At 69.8% G+C, this 22,812-nt stretch carries 20 protein-coding genes; 11 read left to right on the top strand and 9 right to left on the bottom strand.

The window, feature by feature from the left end; translation table 11 throughout:
• Position 1: 1 nt before the first annotated feature.
• Complete coding sequence (locus ACW14X_RS08895) at positions 2-1,066, bottom strand: LCP family protein (protein WP_457165361.1); 1,065 nt, start codon at positions 1,064-1,066, stop codon at positions 2-4.
• A gap of 276 nt (positions 1,067-1,342) precedes the next feature.
• Between ACW14X_RS08895 and ACW14X_RS08890 the strand changes: the two genes are divergently transcribed.
• Both ACW14X_RS08890 and ACW14X_RS08885 read left to right on the top strand, forming a co-directional pair.
• On the top strand, positions 1,343-2,092 hold the full coding sequence (locus ACW14X_RS08890; RefSeq protein WP_457165360.1) for a sensor histidine kinase: 750 nt from the start codon (positions 1,343-1,345) through the stop codon (positions 2,090-2,092).
• The gene (locus ACW14X_RS08885) at positions 2,076-2,753 is read left to right on the top strand and encodes a LuxR C-terminal-related transcriptional regulator (RefSeq protein WP_457165359.1); all 678 of its coding nucleotides are present in this window, start codon (positions 2,076-2,078) and stop codon (positions 2,751-2,753) included. The genes ACW14X_RS08890 and ACW14X_RS08885 overlap by 17 nt, the downstream gene beginning before the upstream one ends.
• 19 nt (positions 2,754-2,772) lie before the next feature.
• Here the strand turns inward: ACW14X_RS08885 and ACW14X_RS08880 are convergent, their stop codons facing one another.
• The 4 genes from ACW14X_RS08880 to ACW14X_RS08865 are packed head-to-tail and all read right to left on the bottom strand — an operon-like array spanning position 2,773 to position 6,390.
• Positions 2,773-3,393 (bottom strand): DapH/DapD/GlmU-related protein, encoded by a 621-nt coding sequence (locus ACW14X_RS08880; RefSeq protein ID WP_457165358.1) that lies wholly within the window; start codon positions 3,391-3,393, stop codon positions 2,773-2,775.
• A 60-nt stretch (positions 3,394-3,453) separates the two neighbouring features.
• Complete coding sequence (locus tag ACW14X_RS08875) at positions 3,454-4,485, bottom strand: hypothetical protein (protein WP_457165357.1); 1,032 nt, start codon at positions 4,483-4,485, stop codon at positions 3,454-3,456.
• The gene (locus ACW14X_RS08870; RefSeq protein ID WP_457165356.1) at positions 4,482-5,723 is read right to left on the bottom strand and encodes an MFS transporter; all 1,242 of its coding nucleotides are present in this window, start codon (positions 5,721-5,723) and stop codon (positions 4,482-4,484) included. The genes ACW14X_RS08875 and ACW14X_RS08870 overlap by 4 nt, the downstream gene beginning before the upstream one ends.
• Before the next feature lie 4 nt (positions 5,724-5,727).
• A complete protein-coding gene (locus ACW14X_RS08865; protein ID WP_457165355.1) occupies positions 5,728-6,390 on the bottom strand; it encodes a hypothetical protein in 663 nt (220 codons plus the stop codon).
• Between the two features lie 164 nt (positions 6,391-6,554).
• Between ACW14X_RS08865 and ACW14X_RS08860 the strand changes: the two genes are divergently transcribed.
• The 5 genes from ACW14X_RS08860 to ACW14X_RS08840 all read left to right on the top strand — a co-directional run bounded on the left by ACW14X_RS08860 (position 6,555) and on the right by ACW14X_RS08840 (position 11,478).
• A complete protein-coding gene (locus ACW14X_RS08860) occupies positions 6,555-8,126 on the top strand; it encodes a class I adenylate-forming enzyme family protein (RefSeq protein WP_457165354.1) in 1,572 nt (523 codons plus the stop codon).
• A 2-nt stretch (positions 8,127-8,128) separates the two neighbouring features.
• Complete coding sequence (locus ACW14X_RS08855) at positions 8,129-9,004, top strand: SGNH/GDSL hydrolase family protein (protein ID WP_457165353.1); 876 nt, start codon at positions 8,129-8,131, stop codon at positions 9,002-9,004.
• A 28-nt stretch (positions 9,005-9,032) separates the two neighbouring features.
• A complete protein-coding gene (locus tag ACW14X_RS08850) occupies positions 9,033-9,440 on the top strand; it encodes a holo-ACP synthase (RefSeq protein WP_350844008.1) in 408 nt (135 codons plus the stop codon).
• Positions 9,433-9,834, top strand: a complete 402-nt coding sequence (locus ACW14X_RS08845) for a VOC family protein (protein ID WP_350844010.1) — start codon at positions 9,433-9,435, stop codon at positions 9,832-9,834. Before ACW14X_RS08850 ends, ACW14X_RS08845 begins: the two co-directional genes overlap by 8 nt.
• A gap of 369 nt (positions 9,835-10,203) precedes the next feature.
• Positions 10,204-11,478 (top strand): HNH endonuclease signature motif containing protein, encoded by a 1,275-nt coding sequence (locus ACW14X_RS08840; protein WP_457165352.1) that lies wholly within the window; start codon positions 10,204-10,206, stop codon positions 11,476-11,478.
• 575 nt (positions 11,479-12,053) lie between these two features.
• On the opposite strand, the gene ACW14X_RS08835 is transcribed toward ACW14X_RS08840, so the two are convergent.
• From ACW14X_RS08835 to asnB, 4 genes are read right to left on the bottom strand one after another with little or no spacing between them, the layout of a single operon-like run.
• The gene (locus tag ACW14X_RS08835; protein WP_406023681.1) at positions 12,054-12,389 is read right to left on the bottom strand and encodes an ArsR/SmtB family transcription factor; all 336 of its coding nucleotides are present in this window, start codon (positions 12,387-12,389) and stop codon (positions 12,054-12,056) included.
• A gap of 4 nt (positions 12,390-12,393) precedes the next feature.
• Entirely contained in the window at positions 12,394-13,035 is a 642-nt protein-coding gene (locus ACW14X_RS08830) for an SRPBCC family protein (protein ID WP_457165351.1), read from the bottom strand.
• A gap of 15 nt (positions 13,036-13,050) precedes the next feature.
• Positions 13,051-14,067, bottom strand: coding sequence for an NAD(+) synthase (gene nadE, locus ACW14X_RS08825; protein ID WP_457165350.1), 1,017 nt, complete (start codon positions 14,065-14,067; stop codon positions 13,051-13,053).
• On the bottom strand, positions 14,064-16,097 hold the full coding sequence (gene asnB / locus ACW14X_RS08820; RefSeq protein WP_457165349.1) for an asparagine synthase (glutamine-hydrolyzing): 2,034 nt from the start codon (positions 16,095-16,097) through the stop codon (positions 14,064-14,066). The genes nadE and asnB overlap by 4 nt, the downstream gene beginning before the upstream one ends.
• A 182-nt stretch (positions 16,098-16,279) precedes the next feature.
• On the opposite strand from asnB, the gene ACW14X_RS08815 reads away from it, so the two are divergent.
• The 4 genes from ACW14X_RS08815 to ACW14X_RS08800 are packed head-to-tail and all read left to right on the top strand — an operon-like array spanning position 16,280 to position 22,787.
• On the top strand, positions 16,280-16,555 hold the full coding sequence (locus ACW14X_RS08815) for an acyl carrier protein (protein ID WP_160025076.1): 276 nt from the start codon (positions 16,280-16,282) through the stop codon (positions 16,553-16,555).
• Positions 16,556-16,565: 10 nt separating this feature from the next.
• The gene (locus tag ACW14X_RS08810; protein ID WP_400460913.1) at positions 16,566-17,174 is read left to right on the top strand and encodes a serine O-acetyltransferase; all 609 of its coding nucleotides are present in this window, start codon (positions 16,566-16,568) and stop codon (positions 17,172-17,174) included.
• Complete coding sequence (locus tag ACW14X_RS08805) at positions 17,171-18,013, top strand: glycosyltransferase (protein ID WP_457165348.1); 843 nt, start codon at positions 17,171-17,173, stop codon at positions 18,011-18,013. Before ACW14X_RS08810 ends, ACW14X_RS08805 begins: the two co-directional genes overlap by 4 nt.
• Positions 18,014-18,032: 19 nt before the next feature.
• Positions 18,033-22,787 (top strand): DUF4082 domain-containing protein, encoded by a 4,755-nt coding sequence (locus ACW14X_RS08800; RefSeq protein ID WP_457165347.1) that lies wholly within the window; start codon positions 18,033-18,035, stop codon positions 22,785-22,787.
• Positions 22,788-22,812: the final 25 nt, after the last annotated feature.

Here is a 22,812-nt window from a genome sequence, read left to right as displayed (position 1 = left end):
GTCAGCGGACGACGTCGGGGGTGAGCAGGTCCTGGTTGTCCTCAGCCCACTCGCCCATCCGATCCTCACGGACGGCGCGCCACAGGTCGCGGTCGCGGGAGGGGTCGAGGCGTACGACCGACTGGTCGCCGACCATGCCGGTGCCGTCGGTGGGGACGGTCAGATAGCTGATGTCGTCGGTGCGGAGGTTGCGGAGGGAGGCGGCGAGCTTGGCCATCTGGGTGGTGGACCAGTCGTCGTCGACCGAGGCGTGCTTCGCGAAGAGTGAGAGGAGGTCGAGGACCTGGTCGGGGTTCTTGCGCAGCTCCTGCTCGAGGGTCTGCTTGAGAAGGGTGCGCAGGAAGGCCTGCTGGCGGGCGACGCGGTCGAGGTCACCGTCCTGGAGGCCGTAGCGCTGGCGTACGTAGAGGAGAGCCTGCTCGCCGTCCAGGTGGTGGCGGCCGGCCTCCCAGCGGACGTCGCGGGCGGAGTCGTAGACGGTCTTCGGGATGTCGATGTCGACGCCACCGATCGCATCGGTGAGGGCCTTGAAGCCGTCCCAGTCGATGACGGTGAGGTGGTCGATGCGTACGTCGGTCATCTTCTCGACAGTCTCGACCGTGAGGTTGGGGCCGCCGAAGGAGTAGGCCCAGTTGACCTTGCCCTTGCCGTGGCCGGGGATGTCGACCCAGGAGTCGCGCGGGATCGAGATCACCGAGGCGGAGTCGCGGTCGCCGTCGATGTGGACGAGCAGCATGGTGTCGGAGCGTGCCTGGCCCGGCTCCCAGCCGGGCGCCTCGGCTCCGGTGGTCGGCGCGTCGGATCGGGTGTCGGTGCCGAGGACCAGGATGTTCATCGCGTCGGCGGCCGACCCGGAGGTGGGCTTGGCGGGCCGGTCGGTGAGGCCGGTGAACGTGTCGGGCAGCCGCTGGATGTTGCCCTCCACCTTCGCCTGGAGCCACAGGATCCCGGTCAGGGCTGCGGCGCAGAGCAGGAGGAGGCACACCAGCAGTCCGATGAGCGGCTTGCGGGCCCGACGCCATCCGCGCGCGGGGGGCTCGTCCGCAGGCTCCGGCTGCGGCGGCACGGGTGGATGATCGAGGATGGCCACCCGAGTATGGGACCCGGGACTCCCTCCATATGGGGTCCAGATGCTCGCCATTCCTCAATTTGAGGCACCAGTCGGTAACGGCCGGTAACCAAAAATAGGTAGGCGATACGTCCCCCGGGCTGAGTGAGTAAAGTCCCTTTGCCGTACGGCGCTGTTCATGTCGGACCTTCGGGTCCACGCGTGTTTCATGCCGCCTGGCTGCGTCTTGGGAGGGCGTGGCACGACGAGGATGACCAGGGGAGAGCTGTGTCAATGTCAAGAGTCGGTCGGGACGAGCGTGCCCGGCTGCACGAGGCTGCCTCAGCGCTGGCCGGGATCCGGGCAGCGACCACGCTGCTCAACTCGCCCGGCGCGATCGGTGACGACCGGCGGGCCGCGATGACGGCGATGGTGCAGAGCGAGCTGGAGCGGCTCGAGCGGATGGTCCGCCGGCAACAGGATGCCGCGAGGGCCGAGGAGCCGGGGACCGATGAGACGCCGGCCGGTGAGATGCGGGCCGAGGTGATCGACCTCGACGCCGTGGTGGCCACGATGGTGCTCGCCCACGAGGCCAAGGGCACCGACGTGGTGTGGCGCCCCAGCCGGATGCTGGCGCTGGGCGACTCCGACCAGCTGACCGAGGCGCTCAACGTGCTCCTCGACAACGCTGCCGCCCATGGGAGCGGATCGGTCCGGATCGAGGTACGTGCCGCCGAGCCGACGAGCACCTCGGTGGAGATCGCGGTCACCGACGACGGGCCGGGGGTCGCGCCCGAGCTGCGCCGGCGGATCTTCGCCTGGGGCGTCAGCCGACCAGGGTCGACGGGCCAGGGCATCGGCCTGCACGCCGCGCGAGACCTGATGGAACGCCAGGGCGGCTACCTCGAGCTGGTCGAGGCGAGCGAGCGCACCACCTTCGTCCTCGGCATCCCGATGCTCGGCTGTGCCGACGGCGGGGCGAGCGACGGGGCCGACCAGCACGACACCCCGACCCGGGGAGGTCGCCGTGGTGTCGCCGCGTAAGAGGGTGAAGGTGGTCATCGTCGAGGACCACACCCTGTTCGCCGAGTCGCTCGAGCTCGCCCTCACCTTCGAGGGCTACGACGCCCACCGCGTCGACCTGCCCGAGGAGCCGCCCTCGGAGGCCAAGCTCACCTCGCTGATCATGCGCTCCCAGCCGCGGATCGTCCTGCTCGACCTCGACCTGGGCCAGCACGGCTCGGGCGTACGCCTCATCGCCCCGCTCGCCCGGGCGGGGGCCGACGTCGTCGTGGTGACGGGCTCGACCGACGAGACCCGCTGGGGGCACGCGCTCCACGTCGGGGCTCGTACGGTCCTGTCCAAGACGGTGCCGCTCGGCGAGATCCTGGGCACCGTACGCAAGCTCAACTACGGCCACAGCGTGCTCGACGTCGATGACCGCGAGCGTCTGATCCGGGCGTGGGTGGGGCAGGAGCAGGGCGTCATCGAGATCCGCCGCCGGCTCGCCCAGCTCTCCCCGCGGGAGTCGCAGGTGCTCGAGCACCTGATGGACGGCTTCACGGTCGGTGACATCGCCAAGCTCCGCGTCGTGTCAGAGGCGACGGTGCGCACCCAGGTGAAGTCGATCCTCGCCAAGCTCGGCGTCTCCTCGCAGATCGCGGCGGTCAGCATCGCCCACAAGGCCGAGTGGCGGGCCGCCTGACCCGCGGTCGGTCGGCTCGTCAGAGCGCGACCAGGCCGTCGTCCTCGCTCGTCCCACGCAGGCCGTAGAGCGTGCCCGTCTTCGGGCAGCGCCAGGCATCTCCCTGGGCGACCAGCGGCGCGCCCGCGTGCCCGACCCAGCCCATCCGCTGCGCCGGGACCCCGACCACCAGGGCATGGTCGGGTACGTCGCGGGTGACCACGGCGCCCGCCGCGACCATCGCCCACGCGCCGATGGTGACCGGCGCGATACAGACGGCCCGGGCGCCGATGCTGGCGCCGGTGCGTACGGTCACACCGACGGCTTCCCAGTCCTCGCCGTCCTTGAGGGTGCCGTCCGGGTTGACGGCGCGGGGGAGGTAGTCGTTGGTGAACACCACCGCGGGCCCGACGAACGCGCCGTCCTCGAGCACCGCCGGCTCGTAGACCAGCGCATGGTTCTGGATCTTGCAGCGGTCTCCCACCACGACGCCGGGACCGACGTACGCCCCGCGGCCGATGATGCACTCGCTGCCCACCCGGGCGTGCTCGCGGACCTGGGCCAGGTGCCACACGAGGGTCCCGGCGCCGATCGTGGCGCGGGCGTCGACGTCCGCGCTGGGCTCGATCCGGGCCTCGGCGCCGGTCTTCTCGAGGGTCATCCCGCTAGCAAACCGGGACTAGGACGGCGGGTGGGACAGACCCGGGGTGGAGTACCCGATTCAGCGTAGAACCGCGGGCGAGGCCGCCTCCGGGACGAGCACGCGCGGGGTCGCGGTGGCCGTGGTGTCGAGCGCCCAGACGTCGCTGACCGGCTCGCCCTCGCGCTCCAGGCCGTAGAGGACGGTGTCGTCGTCGAGCCACTCGATCTGGTCGTCGATGCTGTCGGTCTCACCGGCGAGCACGGTGCGCCGGCCGGTGTCGAGGTCGAGGACCGCGGGCGTCCACCGGGTGCCGTCCTTGTCGGCCTCCTTGAACGCGATCCGGGTGCCGTCGGGGGAGAGCGACGGGCACTCGACGTGGTCGGCGATGGTCGTCAGCGAGCGTTCGGTGAGGTCGCCGCGGGCGAGGTAGGTCCGTCCGCCCGTGGCGACCGTGGCGTAGAAGGTGCGGTCGTCGTCGGCGAAGGTGATGCCCCAGATGTTGCGGTCGACCGGGGAGACCTTGCGGCCGTCGACGACCAGGCTGAACTTCTCCAGGTCTCCGTAGCTCGCCCCGCCGATCCGGCGGATCAAGGTGCGCGTCGAGAAGCCGCTGACCATGTAGGAGTCGCCGTTGACGAACACCGTCGAGGAGACCAGCTGCCCGTCCGGCGAGATCCGGGTGCGGCTGGGCAGCCCCGGCAGGTCGGCCCCGTCGACCTCCTGCCAGGCCTTCCCCGGGGCCGAGGTCGCCAGGTCGGTCGCGCGGTAGCGGCTCACCACGCCCCGCTCGGTCGTCAGGCACGAGACCGAGCGCACCTGCGCGTAGACCCGGTCGCAGCTCAGGTCGGTGAGCGCTCGGGCGCCGCCGGGGTCGGCCAGCGCCACGGCGCCGACGTGGCCGTAGTCGGCGTCGCGTCCGGTGTGCCGGAAGAGGATCCTGGGCCCCTTCTCGATCTGCGTCAGGGAGGTCGTCGTCGCGTCGGTCGCCCGGGACGTACGCCGGTCGTTCTCCGCGATCGCGGAGAGGGCGTACGCCGTCACGCCGGCCGTGACGAGCACGACGATCACACCGAAGATCGCCGTGCGCTGCTTGACCCAGAACGTCGTCATCGCACCGCCCTGCGCATCACGGCGAGCCCGGCCGGGATCGCGGCGAGCAGCACCACGCAGACCGCGAGCATCGCGACCCGGGGGCCGACGGCGTACCAGAGCAGGCCGAAGCCGGTCGCCGCGACGAGGCGAGCCAGCGCGACGGCGGTCTGGGCCGTGGCGATGCCGCTGGCGCGTACGGTCTCGGGGACCAGCTGCCCGGCGACAGCGGCCAGGGTGCCGTCGGTCGCGGCGTAGAAGACGCCGAGGAGGAGCACCGCGGCGCACGTCGTCCAGAGCGCGCCGGACCCGGTCGCGGCGCACAGGTAGGCCGCTGCGAGCGGAAGGTGGCCGAGCACGAGGACCCTGACCCGCCCGACCCGGTCCGCGAGCCGGCCCAGCGGGACGGCCAGGGCGAGGTAGGCGAGGTTGGTGCCGACGTAGAGGACCGGGAACCACTGCGCCGCGAAGCCGCCGGTCTCGAGCAGCGCCAGGTAGACGAACCCGTCACCGATGGTGAGCAGGGCGAGCACTGCGGACACCCCGGTCACCCGCGCGAGACCGGGCGTGAGCACGGTGCGCCAACGCACCTTGGGGCGCGGCTCGCTGCGGCTAGGAGCGGTCCGGCGGACGGCACCGGTGCGGAACGGCACGAAGCACGCCATCGTCGCCACCCCGAGCACCGCGAAGCCGAGCGAGACGACCAGCACGGTGTCGTAGCCGTCGGCGATCCGCCACAGGATCACGAACGCCAGCAGCGGCCCGAGCGTGGCCCCGATCGTGTCCAGCGCCCGGTGGACGCCGAAGCTGCGGCCGAGGTGCGCCGGGTCGCTGGAGGCGGCGATCATCGCGTCGCGCGGAGCCGTGCGTACGCCCTTGCCGACCCGGTCCAGCGAGATCGCCGCCGAGATCGTCCCGAAGCCACCGGCGAAGATCAGGCCGAGCCGCGCGACCGCGCTCATCGCGTAGCCGGCCAGGGCCACAGGCTGCGGCCGGTCGGTGCGGTCGGCCGCCCACCCGGCCGCGATCCGCACCAGCGACGAGACGCCCTGGTAGAGCCCGTCGATGAGCCCGTACGCCACCGGAGAGAGCCCGACCACCGCGGTCAGGTAGAGAGGCAGGATCGCCGATACCGACTCCGAGGAGATGTCGGTCAGCAGGCTGACGATGCCGAGGGTGACGACGGTCCGGGAGACCCGCCCGCCGGTCTGCCGCGGCTCGGCACTCGAGGTGGGACGGTCGCTGAGAGACAGGTACACCGGCTCAGGTCTTCGTGTGGAGGACGGAGTAGAGGGTGAAGTCGACGTTGCGGCGGCCGCTGTGGGTGATCGTGACGCTCACCGTCTCGTCGCCCCGGTGCATCGACATCGCGGGAGTGTTCTCGACCGATGTGGTCGTGACCTCCTTGAAGCCGTGCTGCGCGAGGCGGGTCCGGAAGTGACGCAGTACGTCGCAGGGTTTCCGGCAGCTCGCGGTGAGCGCGACCTGGAGCGCGCCCTTGGTGGGCGAGACGCTGGAGACGTCGACCGTGGTGCGGGACGGGGGTTCGAGCGCTGCCGGGTAGCCGGCCACGAGCGTGTCCTTGCGGACCGCCTGCTTGGGCAGCGGCTCCGAGATCAGCGCCGCCGTCTTCGTACGCGGCTTCTCGGTGAGGCCGGGCAGGCCCGACTCGCTCGGCGTCGAGGCCGCCTCCGGCAGCGCCTCGGTCGCGGGCTCGGGATCCGACTCCGACTTCCGGCCGGACCCGGACCCGGCGCTCGAGTCCGAGCTGGGGTCCGCTCCCGGCGAGCCGGTCTGGGACGCCGAGGTCGAGCCGCCCCCGTCCTTGCCGGACGAGGAGTCGGCGAAGCGCCCCGGCATCCAGAAGATCGCGACGCCGACGAGCACGCCGAGCAGCACGAACATGAGGAGGCGCTTGAGGTTCACGGGACCAGTCGACGCGTAGCGGAGTCGAGTCGGGACCGATGGGTGGGTCGCGTACTCAATTTCAGGCAGCCTGCCGAGCGGCCCGCCGCCGGTCGAGGTGAGGCATGCGACGTTGCCGTAGCCGGGAACGGTCCCGGCCCAAGCATCCCGGGGGACGGGCCACGTTGAACACAGCCGACTTTCTTCTCGAGCACGCGCCCGAGGATTCGATCGCGCTCGCCGAAGCGGGTCGCGAGTACACCTTCGAAGAGCTGCGAGCCAGCGTGTCCGTGCTCATGGGACGGCTCTCCGTGCTCGGTCTGAATCCGGGCACCCCGGTCGGGATCATGGCGCCCAACGGGCTGTTCTGGACCTCGGCCTATCTCGCGGCGCTCCGGATGGGGCTGATCGTGGTGCCGCTGGCCGTCACGCTGCCGACCGAGGAGGTGGTGGCCCGGGCGCGCTGGGTCGGCGCCGACGCGCTGCTGGTGGGTCGCGCCCAGGCCGAGGCGCTGCGGCTGAGCCTGCCCCGGAGCCTGCCGGTCGTGGTGGAGCGGAAGGAGCGGCTGGTCCCGAAGCAGCGAGCGACGCCGGTGGAGCTGTCCGACGCGGTCGAGGTCGACCCGGACCAGGACGCGCTCTACATGTTCACCTCCGGCACCACCGGCGACCCCCGCGCGGTGCGGATCACCCACCGCAACATCCAGGCGAACACGACCTCGATCCTCGGCTACCTCGGCGTCACGTCCGAGGACCGGATGCTGGTCGTGCTGCCCTTCACCTACGTCTTCGGGCTCTCGCTCCTGCACACCCATCTGCGTGCCGGTGCCGCGATGATCATCCAGCCGACGTTCGTCTTCCCGCAGGCGGTGGTGGACCGGATGGCGTCCGCACGCTGCACCGGCTTCGCCGGTGTGCCGTCGACCTTCGGGATGCTGCTGCGCAACAGCACCTTCGGCAGCACGGCGCTGCCGTCGCTGCGGACGATCCAGCAGGCCGGCGGCCGACTGGCCCCCGCTCTGGTGGAGCAGATGGCGCGGGCCCAGCCGCAGGCGCGGGTCTTCGTGATGTACGGCGCGACCGAGGCCACCGCACGGCTCTCCTACCTCCCGCCCGAGCAGGTCTCCCTGCGGCCGGGATCGATCGGCCGGGGCATCCCGGGCGTGGACCTGCGGGTGCTCGACCGTGACGGGGTGCACGTCGCCCCCGGTGAGGTCGGTGAGATCTGGGCCAGCGGCGCGAACATCTCGCCCGGCTATCTCGACGACCCCGAGGCGACGGCCCGCAAGATGCCCGGTGGGATGCTGCGTACGGGAGATCTGGCGAAGGTCGACGAGGACGGCTACATCTACGTGGTCGACCGGGTCGAGGACTTCATCAAGTCGTGGGGGCACCGGATCGCGAGCCAGGACGTCGAGTCCGCGGCTCTCTATCTGCCGGACGTGGTGGCGGCGGCCGCGGTCGGGCTCCCGGACGATGCCGCCGGCGAGCGGGTCGAGCTGGTGGTGGTGCGGCGCCGCGGCTCGGGGCTGCGCGGCGCCGACGTGATCGCGCACTGTCGCGAGCGGCTCTCGAAGCACATGGTGCCCGAGGTCGTCCGCTTCGTCGACGCGCTGCCGATGAACGCGAACGGGAAGGTCATCAAGCGTGACGTACGCGCGATGTGTCTGCGGCTGGCCCAGGAGCCGGCCGAGGGACAGGACGACGACGTCGATGATGCGGATGATGCCGGCTTCGAAGGGGTCAAGGTGGGTTGAGGATGTCGAAGAGGAAGGTCTCCGGTCCGGTGAAGGTGCTGGCCGGAGTGTGCGCAGGATTGCTGGTGGTCGCGGTCGCGCTGGCCGCGGCATGGTTGCTGAGGAGTCCAGGGATGAACGAGCAGGTCGCGATCGCAGAGCCCAGCGAGTCCGAGCTGCAGGTGGTGGGGCAGACCACGGTGCTCTTCGGGCACAACTCCGTCGGGATGAACATCCTCGACGGGGTCTCGAAGGTGTACGCAGATGCCTCGATGCCGGCGCCGGCCATGGCCGATGTGACTGGTCCCGAGATCTCCGGCGCCAGCATGACTGATGCGGAGGCTGCGACGATGCGGCATGCCTACATCGGGGTGAACGAGGATCCGCTCAGCAAGTTCGCCGCGTTCACGAAGCTGGTGGACAGCCCTGCCGGGAAGGACGTCGACGTGGCGCTGATGAAGCTCTGCTACGTCGACATCACCGCCTCCACCGATGTGCAGGCCGTCTTCGACGCCTATGTGTCGATGATGGACGAGGTCGAGGCAGCCCATCCCGACGTACGTTTCCTCTACACGACCGTGCCGCTCACCGCCGACCGCAACTGGAAGTCCAAGGTCAAGGCGGCCCTGGGTCGCGACGACGAGATGGGGCCGGCCGACAACATCGCCCGGGAGCGCTACAACGCGATGATCCGGGAGAAGTACGGCTCCACCGGCCGCCTCGTCGACATCGCCGCCGCCGAGGCCGACGGCACCGGGGAGCGCAGCCAGGACGGCCGCACCTACTACGTGCTCAACAAGAACCTGACCTTCGACCGCGGTCATCTCAACGAGACCGGCTCGGAGGCCGTCGCCGCCGAGCTGCTCAAGATGGTGGCGACCCACAGTCCGGTCGCCTGAGGTGCTGACACAGGACGATGAGCGTGCGATGAGCCTGCAGGGGGTCGGGATCGACGTCGCCGACATCAGGCGCTTCGCTCGGCTCCTGGCGATGCGTGGCTCCGGGTTCGGGGCGCGCTGGTTCACCGACGCCGAGATCGCCCAGTGCATGGCCGCCACGACCCCCGCCACGGCCTTCGCGATGCGGTACGCCGCCAAGGAGGCCGTCTGGAAGGCCCTCGGCCCCGGCGAATGGTCCGGGCCGCTGCCGTGGCGCGGGATCACCGTGCTCGAGGATGCTCCTGGGTCTCTCTCGGTCTCTCTCGACGGCCCCGCGGCCGATCTCGCGGCTCTCGCCGGGGTCACCACGGTCCGCGTCGCCACCGTCCCCGGGCCTCGGATGGCCATCGCCACCGCCGTCGCCGAAGGTGCTCCTTCGGGAGGTGTGGATGCCTGACCTGCAACTCGACCACATCGGCATCCAGGTCCGCGACCTGCACCGCTCGGCCGAGGCCTTCGAGCGGCTCTTCGGCTACCGCCGCGTCACGGACCCGGTCGTCAACACTCGCCACGGGGTCTCTGGGGTGTTCCTGGAGAAGCCCGACTCCATCGCCATCAAGCTCATCACTCCGGTGACTCCTGGGCCGCATGCGTACGGTCTCCACCATCTGGCCTTCATGGCCCCTGACCTCGAGTCGACTCTGGTCGAGCTCGGGGTCGCTGGGGCTCGTACGCTCAGTCCGCCTCAGCCTGGGGAGATGTTCGACGACGAGCTCATCGCGTTCGTCCGGGCTGCTGGGATCAATGTCGAGCTCATCACTACTGATCGGCGTCGGGCTCGGATCCGCTGAGGTTCTTTCGGGGTTGGGGTGGGCCGCCGACCCGTTTTCGAGGGTTTTCTCGACGAACCCCGGAGTCAAGGACGGCCTTCGGCCGCCGGCTTCGCCGGCCGCTTCGCGGTCCTTGACACCGGCGCCCGTCGAGAAAAACTTGGCTGGCTATCGGGGCGGCGGCCCGGGTGTGGCGCAGCGGAATCTTGCTTGGGACAGGTGAGGTTGATGGGGTGGAAGGGTGGCCCTTCGGGCCACTTACCATCCACAGGATCGAGGTCGTTCGCTCACCGCGAAAACAGGGTTTGACCTAGGAAAATGATTGGCTCCAGAGCGCGTGAAAGCGTAGAATCGGATCCATCACAGCACACCTCTGAGAGAGGAACGGCGATGAGTCTCGGCCGCGACATCGACCACTGGGGCACCAACCCCGGCGATGCGATCGACGCTGCCTTGCAGGCCATCGAGACCGCCCTCCACGACCTCCTCGCGACCGATCCCGCCTACTGGCGCACGGAGCAGAAGAAGGACCTGCTGGCACGGTTGGAGAAGCTCCAGGCCCAACAAGCGGCATTGAAGCTGAGGGTGCTCGCGACGGCCGGCGATATCGCTGAAGAGACCGGTGCGAAAGACGCCTCCGGGTGGATGCGCACCGACCTCCTCGTTGACAAGTCCGTGGCTCGCTCCCAGGTGAAACTCGCGACCAGTGTCGCGAAGTACGACCTCGTGGCCGACGGTCTGGCCGAGGGTGTCGTGTCTCAGGACAAAGCCCGGGTGATCACCCAGGCGCTCGACAAGATCGAGGCCGACCCGGTCGCCAGCGGCGAGGACCTGGTGTTGGCTGAGAAGCTTCTCGTTGACTACGCCGGTCGGTTGACCGCCAACGAACTCCGCATCGTCGGACGACGGATCCTGCGTGAGATCGACCCGGCCCGGTTCGAGGACGCCGAAGCCAAAGCATTGCTGGCTGAGGAGGAGCGTGCTCAGCAGAAGACGGCGTTGCGGGTGTGGGACAACCACGACGGCACCGTCGGGTTCGACGGCGTGTTGCCGGTCTCGATGGGGATGCGGTTCAAGCGGCTGGTCGAGGCCTGGGCCCAACCCCGCAAACAACAGCTCGTCGCCAAGGGCGCTCCGCTGCCGCCGTGGGAACGCCTCATGGGTCAGGGCTTCGCCAGGCTCCTCGAGACCGTCGACCCGGCCGCGTTGCCGCGTCACGGTGGCGACGCCACCGTGGTCAACGTGGTCATCTCCCTCGAGGAGCTCCGCAAGGACCTCGGCATCGCCACCCTGGGCTATGACGAGACCAACGGCACCACCATCAGCGCAGCGGAGGCGAGGCGGATGGCGTGCAACGCCACCATCATCCCCTGGGTCCTCGGTGGTGACAGTGAGGTCCTCGACGCCGGCCGGGGCAGCAGGTTCTTCCAGCCCATCCAGCGCAAGGCGATGCGGTTGCAGCACAAGTGCTGCCAGGCCGAGGGCTGTGACATGCCACCGGAATGGTGCGATGCCCACCACCTCGAACCCTGGGCCGCCGGCGGCAAGACCGATCTCAAGGACGGCGCGCTGCTGTGCCCGCATCATCACCGCCTGGCGCACAACGCGGCGTACGTTCATGAGCGACTACCCGACGGCACCCTCAGGTTCACCCGCCGCCCATGACCGGCTGGGCGAGGAATCACACCACCGGGCCCTGCCCTCGGGCCCGACGACTACATCCGTCGACCGGTCTCAGCTCTCGCTGAAGGCGCCTGTCCCGGTGCCAAGATGAGCGTTCCGGCCACCTTTCTCGACTCGACGCCCGCCGCTCCCCACCGGCGAGGACACCTCCCCACCGCAGCGAACGTTCCCCACCCTCCGGAGCAGGGGGAACCTCCACGCCCATGGGGAACTCTCCCGATCAGTGGGGAACTCGCGACCCGACCGACACCAAACCCGACCCGGTCAAACAACGGCCCGCTTGTGAAGCATTCACAAGATCGCGCCCACTGCCATAGGCACCCACGAAGCACGATCCGCCGGCGCATGACCAGCCCACAGCCCCAAGCCCGTGCCCAACTGAATCAGCTGCGCCAAACCCCGCCGCCGACCCGATAGCCAGCCAAAATTCTCGACGGAGCCCGGTGTCAAGGACCGCAAAGCGGCCGGCGAAGCCGGCGGCCGAAGGCCGTCCTTGACTCCGGGATCTGGCGAGAACACCCTCCGTAACGGGTCGGCGGCCGGTCCCTCATGCGGCTTCAGTCCCCCGTAGAACCCTCCCGACGCCCACGTCGAATCTCGGTGTCGAGAGCGTCGAGGTGCTGGGTCCAGAAGCGGCGGAAGGGGGTGAGCCAGGCGTCGACCTCGGCCATGGGGCCGGTGTCGAGGGAGTAGATGCGGCGGGTGCCGTCGGGGCGTACGTTGGCGAAGCCGTGCTCGCGCAGGACCTTGAGCTGCATGGAGACGGCGGGCTGGCGGATGCCGAACTCGGCGGAGATGGTCTCGACGATCTCGCCGGAGGTGAGGTCGTCGTCGGCGAGGAGCTCGAGGATGCGGCGGCGTACGGGATCGCCGAGGACGTCGAAGGCGTGCAAGCGGCTAGTCCGGCATCGCGGTGTAGGCGGCGATGCAGCGCTCGCCGGCGGCGCGGGCCTGGTCGGGGGAGGTGCCGAAGGCGATGTCGGCCTCGACCCAGGCGGCGGCGGAGCCCTGGGTGTGCTCGATCATCGCGGGCAGTGCGTCGGGGGACATCGGGTCCATCTTCTCGGCCTCGGGGGCGGAGAGGTGGAGGGCCAGGCCGAGCAGCATCTGCTCCCAGCCGATGCCGACGGCACTGGGACCGAACTCCTTCCACTGCTCCGGCGGGACGGGGGCGGAGTGCTCGAGGCGGAGCAGCGTACGGCCGCCGGTGGCGGTCAGGGTCGCGTCGACCCAGGACATCATGTCGCCGTAGGCCCAGGTGATCGAGAGGAGCTTCGGGCGGTCGCAGGCGAGGATCTCGCCGCCGGCGTTGCCCTCGAGCTGGTAGCGGCCGCCGACCTCGAAGTCGCCGGTGACCGGCATCAGCCAGCGCGGGATGCGCTCCTTGGTGGTCAGCGCGTCCCAGACCTCGTCGGGCTCGGCGTCGTAGCTGCGCTCGACGACGAGCACGCGCAGCTCCTCGCCGCCGCGGGTCGTGGTGGTCAGGGCGCGGTTCACGGCGCCGAGGTGGTCGGCAGGGATGAAGGGTGGTGTGCTCATGCCTGCGACGTTATATCAAGAAGTCTTGATATTCAATGGAACCTCCTCGACGAGCACAGGCGCCGCGTGGAAGTAGGCGGTGGTACGCCGCTTCTGCTCGATGTCGCGGTAGACGCGCTCGACCTGCTCGACGGTGAGGCCGGTGGCCTCGGCGACCTCGGCGGTCGGGACGTCGTGGTTGAGCCCGTAGAGGCACAGGTCCATCCGCTGGTAGGGCAGCGAGAAGTAGAACTCCTCCTGCGACTGCTCCAACGAGTAGGTGTCGGTGGTCGAGGGGCGGGCCTGGATCTCCTCGGGTACGCCGAGGTGCGCGGCCATCGCGTAGACCTGCGACTTGTAGAGATGTGCGATCGGCTTCACGTCGGCGGCACCGTCGCCGAGCTTCACGAAGAAGCCCTGGTCGTACTCGAGCCGGTTCGGGGTGCCGGCGACGGCGTAGTTGAGCCGGTCGGCGTGGAAGTACTCCAGGGCCTTGCGGGCACGCTGCTTGAAGTTCGTCGCGGCCACGATCTCCAGGTAGGCCTCGGTGGTCAGACGGTGCGTGCTCTGCGCGCCGGACGGGTCCTCGACGACGACCGAGAAGAGCCGGAACGCGTCGGAGTCGACCACGCTGGGCAGCACGATCTTCGACTTCCACCCGGGTCCGTACGCCGGCACGACCCGACGGATCGCGTCGTCGCGCCGCTGGTAGGCGCCGAGGCCGACCAGGACCGGGGAGATGTCCTCGAGGACCGAGTCGATCCCCAGCGCATCGGTCAGCTTCGTGCTGAACCCGATCGTGTCGTCGGAGGACTCCTGCTCGGGCATGTGCAGCGCGAAGACCCGATCCGGGCCCAGCGCCTTGACCGCCAGCGCGGCGACCACGCTGGAGTCGATCCCGCCGGAGACGCCGAGCACGATGCCCTTGCGCTTGTTGGCCACCAGATAGCGGCGGATCGTCTCGCCGATCCGGTTCGCCTCCGCCTCCTCGTCGAAGCTGAGCGTCTCCAGTCCGTACGCTGCGGCTGTCGTTCTTGAGCTGGTCGTGGTCATGCTGAGGTCCTTCCGGTGGGCTCGAGGCTGGTGGTCCCGAGAGTGGTGTCGAAGACGGTGAGCGGGGCCGGCGGTGCGGCCGATGAGGTCGGTGCGGTGAGCAGCTCGCTGTGCAGCAGCTGGGTGGACAGGACGGCGACCAGGCGCATGTTGTCGGTGTTGCCCAGGCCCCGGCCGTCCGTCCGCCGGGCCTTCTCCAGCAGCCGCTGGACGAGCTCCGGCCGGAAGACCCCGGCGGCCTCCAGCGCGGAGCCGGAGGTGACGTCGAAGACCCAGTCCGGGGTGCCGCCGGCGAAGAACGCGGCTGCGTCGGGCGCCCGGTAGGGCTGCTTGGGGCGGCGCAGGATCTGCTCGGGCACCAGGTCGGCGAAGGCACGCTTGAGCAGGTGCTTCTCGTCCATGCCGTGGATCTTGTGCTCGGCCGGGACCCGACCGGCGAGCTCGGCGACGTGCGGGTCGAGGAACGGGAACCGGCCCTCGACCGAGTTGCCCATCAGCATGCGGTCGCCCTGGGAGGCCAGGATGTAGCCGGGCAGCAGGGTCGTCATCTCCAGCCACTGGGCGCGCGCGACCGGGTCCCATGAGGCGGCCGCGGCGGGCATCGCGTCGACCACGCCGGCCGCGCTGCCACCGACCGACCGGATCTCGGGCCGCAGCATCGAGGCCAGCACCGCCGTGGAGTCCCACCGCGGCCGGTGCGACATCGCCAGGTCATCGGCCGAGAGGTTGCGCGAGAAGAAGCTGCGGGCGAACGCCGGCGCCTGGTTGGGGGAGCGGTGCATCCACGGGTAGAGCTGCTCGACCGCCGCCTCGGCGGCCGCCGGGTCCCGTAGCCATAGGTCCCGGATCTTGGCCTCGCGGAAGATGTCGTAGCCACCGAGCACCTCGTCGGCGCCCTCGCCGGTGACGACCACCTTGAAGCCGGCCTCCCGGACGAGCCGAGACAGCAGGAACATCGGCGCCGGGGCGGTCCGCAGCAGCGGCGACTCGGCGTGGCGTACGACCTGGGGAAAGACGTCGGCGATGTCGCGCTCGCTGACCACGACGTCGTGGTGGACGGTGCCGAGCCGCTCGGCCATCAGCGCCTGGAAGCCGCCCTCGTCGAACTCGGCCTCGGCGAACCGAAGCGAGAACGTGTGCAGCGGCGCGCTGGTGCTGTGGTCGATCCTGCCGGCGGCGATCGCCCCGGCCGTGACCGCCGAGTCGATCCCGCCGGAGAGGTACGCGGCCACCGGCACGTCGCTGCGCTCGAACCGCAGCCGGGTGGCGGCCATCAGCGTCGTACGCAGCGCCTCGGCGTTGGCCTCCAGATCGGTGAGCTCCTCGGCTCCCGCCGGTGGGAACGAGGGCGCCCAGTAGCGGCGCTCGACCTCGACGCCGTCCCTGAAGGTCAGGTACGAGCCCGGCGGCACCTGCACGATGTCCCGGAAGACGGTGCGCGGGGCGACCGCGGACCACAGCGTCAGCACCTGGTCCAGCCCGGCCGGGTCCAGCTCGCGCGGGACGTCGGGGGAGGCGTACAGGGCCTTGACCTCGGAGGCGAAGAGCAGCTGGCCGGCGGCGCGCGTGTAGAAGAGCGGGCGGACGCCGAAGCGGTCCCGGGAGAGGACGAGCGTTCCCGTCCGGCGGTCCCAGATCGCCAGCGCCCACTGGCCGTTGAACCGATCGAAGCAGCCCGGCCCCCACTCCTCCCAGGCGTGCACGATGACCTCGGTGTCCGAGCGGGTGTCGAAGACGTGGCCGCGGGCCCGTAGCTGGGCGGCGAGCTCGACGTGGTTGAAGATCTCGCCGTTGAAGGTGACCCAGACCTGCTCGCTCTCACCGGAGGCTCGGCAGGACCTGCCGGTCATCGGCTGGGTGCCACCGACCGTGTCCACGATCGCCAGCCGGGTGTGGCCGAGCGCGACCCGCTCGTCGCGGTAGTAGCCGCTGCCGTCGGGGCCACGGTGGGCGAGAGCGCCCAGCATGTCCCGCACGAGGGCAGGGTCAGGCGCCTCGGTGCTGCTCAGCACCCCACAGATCCCGCACATGGCGCTCCTCGATCGATCCCGGACGGTGCCCGAAGGTTTGCTCGCGCAGGTATGCCAGGGCATCGGGATCACCCCGTTTATCACCCAATGTCGGCATCTCCGGGCCCGATTTCTGCTCCCGACCCGCTTCGGCTGACAGAACGGAGGGGCATTCGTAGACCGTTCACAAACAGGGAGATGTGATGGCGGACGTACAGCGCACGATCGAAGGCTTCATCCTGGACAGCCTGCTGCTGGGTGATGAGACCCGGTTGCCCGGGCCGTCGGAGTCGCTGGTCGAGTCGGGCGTGATCGATTCGACCGGGATCCTGGAGCTCATCGAGTTCCTCGAGGCGGAGTTCGAGATCTCCGTGGACGAGGCCGAGACCGTGCCCGAGAACCTCGACGGCGTCGCCAACCTGGTGGCGTACGTCGGCCGGAAGACAGCGGCCCAGGAACGAGAGCGCCTTGCTAGTTGACGGTGCCCGGGTGACAGGCGACTTCGAGGTCGACCTGGCCAAGATGTACGCGATCGTCCTCGACGGTCCGCGTACGTCTTGGCTGTCCAGGCTGCGGTTCTGGCTCTTCGACTACGAGCTGCACTGCGTCGCCTGCTACCGCTTCGGACGCTGGGCGACCCGGCTGCGCACCCGCAACCGCCTGCTCGGCGTGCTCGCGCTGGGGGTCTACTGGTTCTGGAACCGGCGCAACATCCGCGTCCACCACGCCGACATCTTCCGGCGCGCCGACATCGGACCCGGGCTGCTGCTCATGCACCGCTCGGGGATCATCGTCGGCCCGGCCGTGGTCGGCAGCAACTGCGTCCTCCACCAGAACGTCACCATCGGCCAGCGCATCGCCGACGGCGACCAGGGCCTGCCCACGATCGGCGACGACGTCTGGATCGGTCCCGGCGCGGTGATCACCGGCGCGATCACGGTCGGCGACGGCTGCACGATCTCAGCCGGGACGGTGCTCTCGAAGGACGTCCCACCCCACAGCCTCGTCTGCGGCAACCCCGGCCGGGTCATCGCCAAGGACTACGACAACAGCAACATGATCAACTTCGTCGTTCCCGGCGGGGTGCGACCGTCATGATCGCGAGCGTCGTGGTGCCGGCGCACAACGAGGCCAAGGGGCTGTCGGAGAATCTGATGGCCCTGCTCGACGGCATCCCCGAGGGGACCGTCGAGGTGGTGGTCGTGTGCAACGGCTGCACCGACGACACCGCCGCGGTGGCCCGGAAGGTCCCGGGCGTACGCGTCCTGGAGATCGCCGAGGCCTCGAAGGCGCGCGCGGTCGAGGTCGGCAACGCCTCGGCCACGACCTATCCGCGGCTTCACCTCGATGCCGACGTACGCCTCACCGGCACCGACCTGCTCCGGCTGGTCGACGCGCTCGACGAGGACGGGGTGCTGGCCGTCGCACCCGGGCGGAGCATCCCGACCGAGCGCTCCTCCTGGCCGGTCCGTGCCTACTACCGGGTGTGGCAGGCGCTCCCCGCCGTACGCAGCGGCCTGTTCGGTCGCGGGGCCTTCTGCCTCACCGCCGAGGGCCAGGCCCGGGTCGCCGGCACCACCGGTCCGGGGGCGAGCCTGATGAACGACGACCTGGTCGCCTCGGAGCTGTTCACGCCCGCCGAGCGCCGTGTGGTCACCGACGCGACCGTGGTCGTGCGGCCGCCGCGTACGGTGAAAGACCTGGTCAGACGCAGGATCCGCGTCGCGACCGGCAACGCTCAGGCCGACGCCCATGGGGCGCGGCACGGATCCACCTCGTTCTCGGATCTCCTCAAGCTCGGGCTGCGTCAGCCTGCGATCGGACTTCGGGTTCCGGTCTTCATGACAGTCACCCTCGTCGCCCGGCTGCTCTCCCGCAGAGCGGTCCGGACCGGCGACTACACCACCTGGTTACGCGACGAGAGCTCGCGAGCCTGATCCGAGAAGGAGCACGACTGTGAAGCTGCGAACGGGACTGGCCGCGTTGCTCGGAGTTGTTCTTGTCACCCCTGTCATCTCGCTCGTCACCGCCACGAGCGCCAGTGCTGACCCGTGTGGCCCTGAGGGCAATGCGATCGCCTGCGAGAACAGCAAACCAGGAAGTCCCTCGAGCGAATGGGGCATCACCGGCGCCGGTGACAGCTCGATCCAAGGGTTCGCGACCGACATCAGTGTCGATGTGGGCAACCGGATCGACTTCAAGGTCGACACCGATGCCTCGGCGTACACGGTCACGATCTATCGGATGGGCTACTACGGCGGTGACGGTGCCCGGCGGATCACCTCGGTGACCCCGTCGGCGAGCCTGCCGCAGAACCAGCCGAACTGCTATCGCGACACCGCCACCGAGATCACCGACTGCGGCAACTGGGCGGTCTCGGCCTCCTGGAACGTGCCGGCGACCGCGGTCTCGGGCGTCTATGTCGCCAAGCTGGATCGCGCCGACACCAACGAGTCGAGCCACATCACCTTCATCGTCCGCGACGACGACAGTCACTCCGACGTGGTCTTCCAGACCTCGGACACCACCTGGCAGGCCTACAACAACTACGGCGGGTCCAGCTTCTACACCGGCGGCGGGAACGGCCGGGCCTACAAGCTCAGCTACAACCGACCGTTCTCGACCCGCTCCGGCGGGACGTCCCACGACTTCTTCTTCGCCAACGAGTACCCGCTGGTGCGGTTCCTCGAGCGCAACGGCTACGACGTCAGCTACATCTCGGGCATCGACACCGACCGTCACGGCGGGCTGCTCACCAACCACGAGACCTTCCTCAGCGTCGGGCACGACGAATACTGGAGCGGGCAGCAGCGGGCCAACGTCGAGGCCGCCCGGGACGCGGGCGTGAACCTGCAGTTCCTCAGCGGCAACGAGGTCTACTGGCGGACCCGCTACGAGGCCTCGAAGGACGGCACCAACACGCCCTACCGGACCCTGGTCACCTATAAGGAGTCCTGGGCGCAGGCCAAGCTCGACCCGGCGCCGGAGTCGACCGGCACCTGGCGCGACCCGCGCTACACCCCCAAGAGCCTGGGCGGCGGGAAGCCGGAGAACTCCCTGACCGGCACCATCTTCATGTCCAACCTGACCGACCTGCCGGTGACGGTGAAGAAGTCCCAGGGCGGGCTGCGGCTGTGGCGCAACACCGGGCTGTCCTCGATGACCGCCGACCAGACCGAGCTGGCGCCACACACGGTCGGCTATGAGTCCGACGAGGACCAGGACAACGGGTTCCGACCACCCGGCCTGATCAGGATGTCGGAGACCACCGGGTTCATCGACAACCAGTACATGACCGACTTCGGCCGGACCACGGGCGACGGCACCACGACCCACGCACTCACGCTCTACCGTGCCGCCAGCGGCGCGCTCGTCTTCGGCGCGGGATCGGTGCAGTGGACCTGGGGCCTCGACTCCGAGCACGACAACCCGTACCACGACGAGACCGCCGACCGCCGGATGCAGCAGGCGCAGGTGAACCTGCTGGCCGACATGGACGCCCAGCCGACGACGCTGATGAGCGGCCTGGTCGCGGCGACCAAGACCACCGACACGACCGGTCCGTCGGTCGCCATCACGTCGCCGGCTGCCGGCTCGACACAGCCCAACGGCACCAAGGTGACGCTCACCGGCACCGCGACCGACACGGGCGGCGGCGTGGTCGCCGGGGTCGAGTACTCCCTCGACGACGGGACCTCGTGGCACCCGGCCACGGGGACGACCGCCTGGTCGGTGACGTACGTCCAGCCCGGGGTCGGCAGCACCCCGGTGCGGGTCCGCGCGGTCGACGACAGCGCCAACATCGGCACCGCCGTCAACCGGAGCTTCAACGTGACGTGCCCGTGCAGCATCCTCGGGCAGCGGGAGGTGCCGACGACCTGGAACGCCGTCACCAGCCCGGCGACACCGTCGGCCAACGACGGCGGCGCCGCCGAGCTCGGCCTGCGCTTCACCCCTCAGGCCGACGGGTACGTCGCGGGGGTCCGCTTCTTCAAGGGCGCCGGCAACACCGGCACCCATGTGGGCTCCCTGTGGAGCAGCAGCGGCGAGCGGCTGGCCCAGGTCACCTTCACCAACGAGTCGAGTGGTGGCTGGCAGTCGGCGACGTTCAGCCAGCCGGTCGCGGTCGCCGCGGGGGCGAGGTACACCGTCTCCTACACGGCTCCGGCCGGGCACTACGCGGTGGCGCCCTGGGCGTTCGCGGCGCAGGGGTTCGAGGCGTACCCGTTCGAGGTCGAGGGTGGCTACGGCGCCGCTCCGGCGGGGGTCTACGCGAATGCCGGGCAGTTCCCGGCGAGCTCTTACCAGAACCCCAACTACTTCGTGGACGTGCTGTTCACGACCACGGACAACTCGCCGCTGACCGCCACCAACCAGTGGCCGCTGGCCGACTCCTCCTCGGTCCCGCGCAACACGACGGTGAGCGCCCGGTTCACCAAGCCGGTCGTCGCCTCGTCGGTCGGGCTGCGCTTGACCGACTCCCTCGGCAACGTGGTGGCCGGGTCGACGGCCTATGACTCGACGACCAGGACGGTGACCTTCACCCCGTCGGCCAACCTCGCCGGGTTCGTCACCTACACCGCCACGCTCTCGGGGCAGGACAGCGGTGGGACGGCGGTCTCGACCGGGAAGACGTGGTCGTTCCGTACGGCCAAACCGCCGGCCACGGCAGGAGTCTGCCCGTGCTCGATCTATGACGAGGACGCCACACCGACGGTCCTCCAGGACCCGGAGAACGCGCAGCTGACGCTGGGCGTCAGGTTCCGCGCCGACGTGGCCGGCACCGTCACCGGGGTCAAGTTCTACAAGGGCGTCAACAACGCCGCCCCGCACACCGGCACCCTGTGGTCGGCCAACGGGGCGGTGCTCGCCCAGGGCACCTTCACCGGCGAGACGACCAGTGGCTGGCAGACGCTGACGTTCGCCGAGCCGGTGCAGATCCAGGCGAACACCGACTACATCGCCTCCTACCGCACCAACGGCTACTACTCGGCCACCCCGAACGCCTTCGCGTCGGCCGACCTGTCGAAGCCGCCGTTGCGGGTGACCTCGACGGCAGGGGCGTACGCCTATGGCACCGGCTTCCCGGCGGCGACCTCGCCCTCGAGCTACATGGTCGACGTCGTCTTCGAGAAGGGTGCGCCGACGCTGACGATGACCTCGCGCAGCCCGGTTCCCGGGGCGGTCGAGGTGCCGCGCTCGAGCAACGTGGTGGCGTCGTTCTCCTCGGCGATCAGCCCCGGCTACACGATGTCGGCGACCTCAGGTGGCCAGTCCATCCCGGGGACGACCACGCTGAGCAACTCCGGGACGACGCTCACCTTCGACCCGACCTCCTCGCTGCCCGCATCCGCGGACGTGACGGTCACGATCAGCGGGGTCACCTCGACCGAGGGGGCGAGTCTGCCCACGCAGACCTGGACGTTCCGGACCAGATCCGCGGAGACACCATCGAGCCAGACGCTCTTCGGTGACGTGGTGCCCGCGGTCGAGGCCCAGGACGACAGCTCTCCGGTCGAGGTCGGGACGGTGTTCAGTCCCACCCGAGACGGGCGGGTGACGGCGATCCGGTTCTACAAGGGAGCCGGCAACGGCGGCACGCACGTCGGGTCGCTGTGGAACATGGCCGGTCAGCGGCTCGCCCAGGTGACCTTCACCGGGGAGACCGCCTCCGGCTGGCAGCAGGCCACCTTGTCCAGTCCGGTCGAGGTGCAGGCAGGGGTGTCGTACCTTGTCTCCTACCTGGCTCCGCAGGGGCACTATGCGACCACGTCGCAGTTCTTCGCGACCGCCTACTCCTCGGGTGACCTGACCGCTCCGGCGGGCAACAACGGTCGCTATCTCTACGGTGCCGCGGGCGGGTTCCCGCAGTACTCGTTCGGGTCGACGAACTACTTCGCCGACGTCGTCTTCGAGCGGGCGGGCCCGACCATCTCGGTCACCGAGCAGGATCCGGACCCGGGCACGACCGAGGTGGCGACCTCAGTGAACCCGTCGATCACGTTCTCGGCAGGGATCGCGACCGGCTGGAACATGTCGGTCACGGCCAACGGCTCCGCGGTGGCGGGTTCGGCGGCGCTGAGCAGCGACGGACGTACGCTGCGCTTCACCCCGTCGGCGGCGCTGCCGTCCGGGGCGACGGTGTCGGTGACGGTCTCGGGCGTGGTCTCGACCGACGGGGCGAACCTGCCCACGCAGACGTGGTCGTTCACGACTGTCCCAGCCGCGGTGACCGAGGTGTCGCTGTTCACCGGAGTGACTCCGCAGAACACCTCGACACTCGACATCATGCCGATCGAGCTCGGCACGGCCTTCAGGACGTCGGTGGCCGGCTCGGTGACCGCGATCCGGTTCTACAAGGGCACCGGCAACACCGGCACCCACACCGGCTCGCTGTGGAACTCGGCAGGCACCCGGATCGCCCAGGTGACCTTCACCAACGAGACCGCGACCGGCTGGCAGACGGCCACGTTGCCGACACCGGTCGCGCTCACGCCGGGGGCGACGTACGTCGTGTCCTACTACGCGCCCAACGGGCGTTACGCCTCGACGCCCGCCGCCCTCACCCAGTCTCGGACGGTCGGCCCGCTGACTGCCCCGGGCGGAGCCAACGGCAGGTATCGGTACGGGTCCGGAGGGGGGCTCCCGAACCGATCCTGGAACTCCACGAACTACTTCGTGGACGTGAGGTTCCGTCCGGCGTCGCCGTAGGCCGGCTGAACGGTCCCTAATTGAA

Source organism: Nocardioides sp. YJ-D4 (assembly GCF_054031495.1).
Note: the sequence above shows the minus strand (reverse complement) of the source record. Positions and strands in the feature narration are given on the sequence as shown.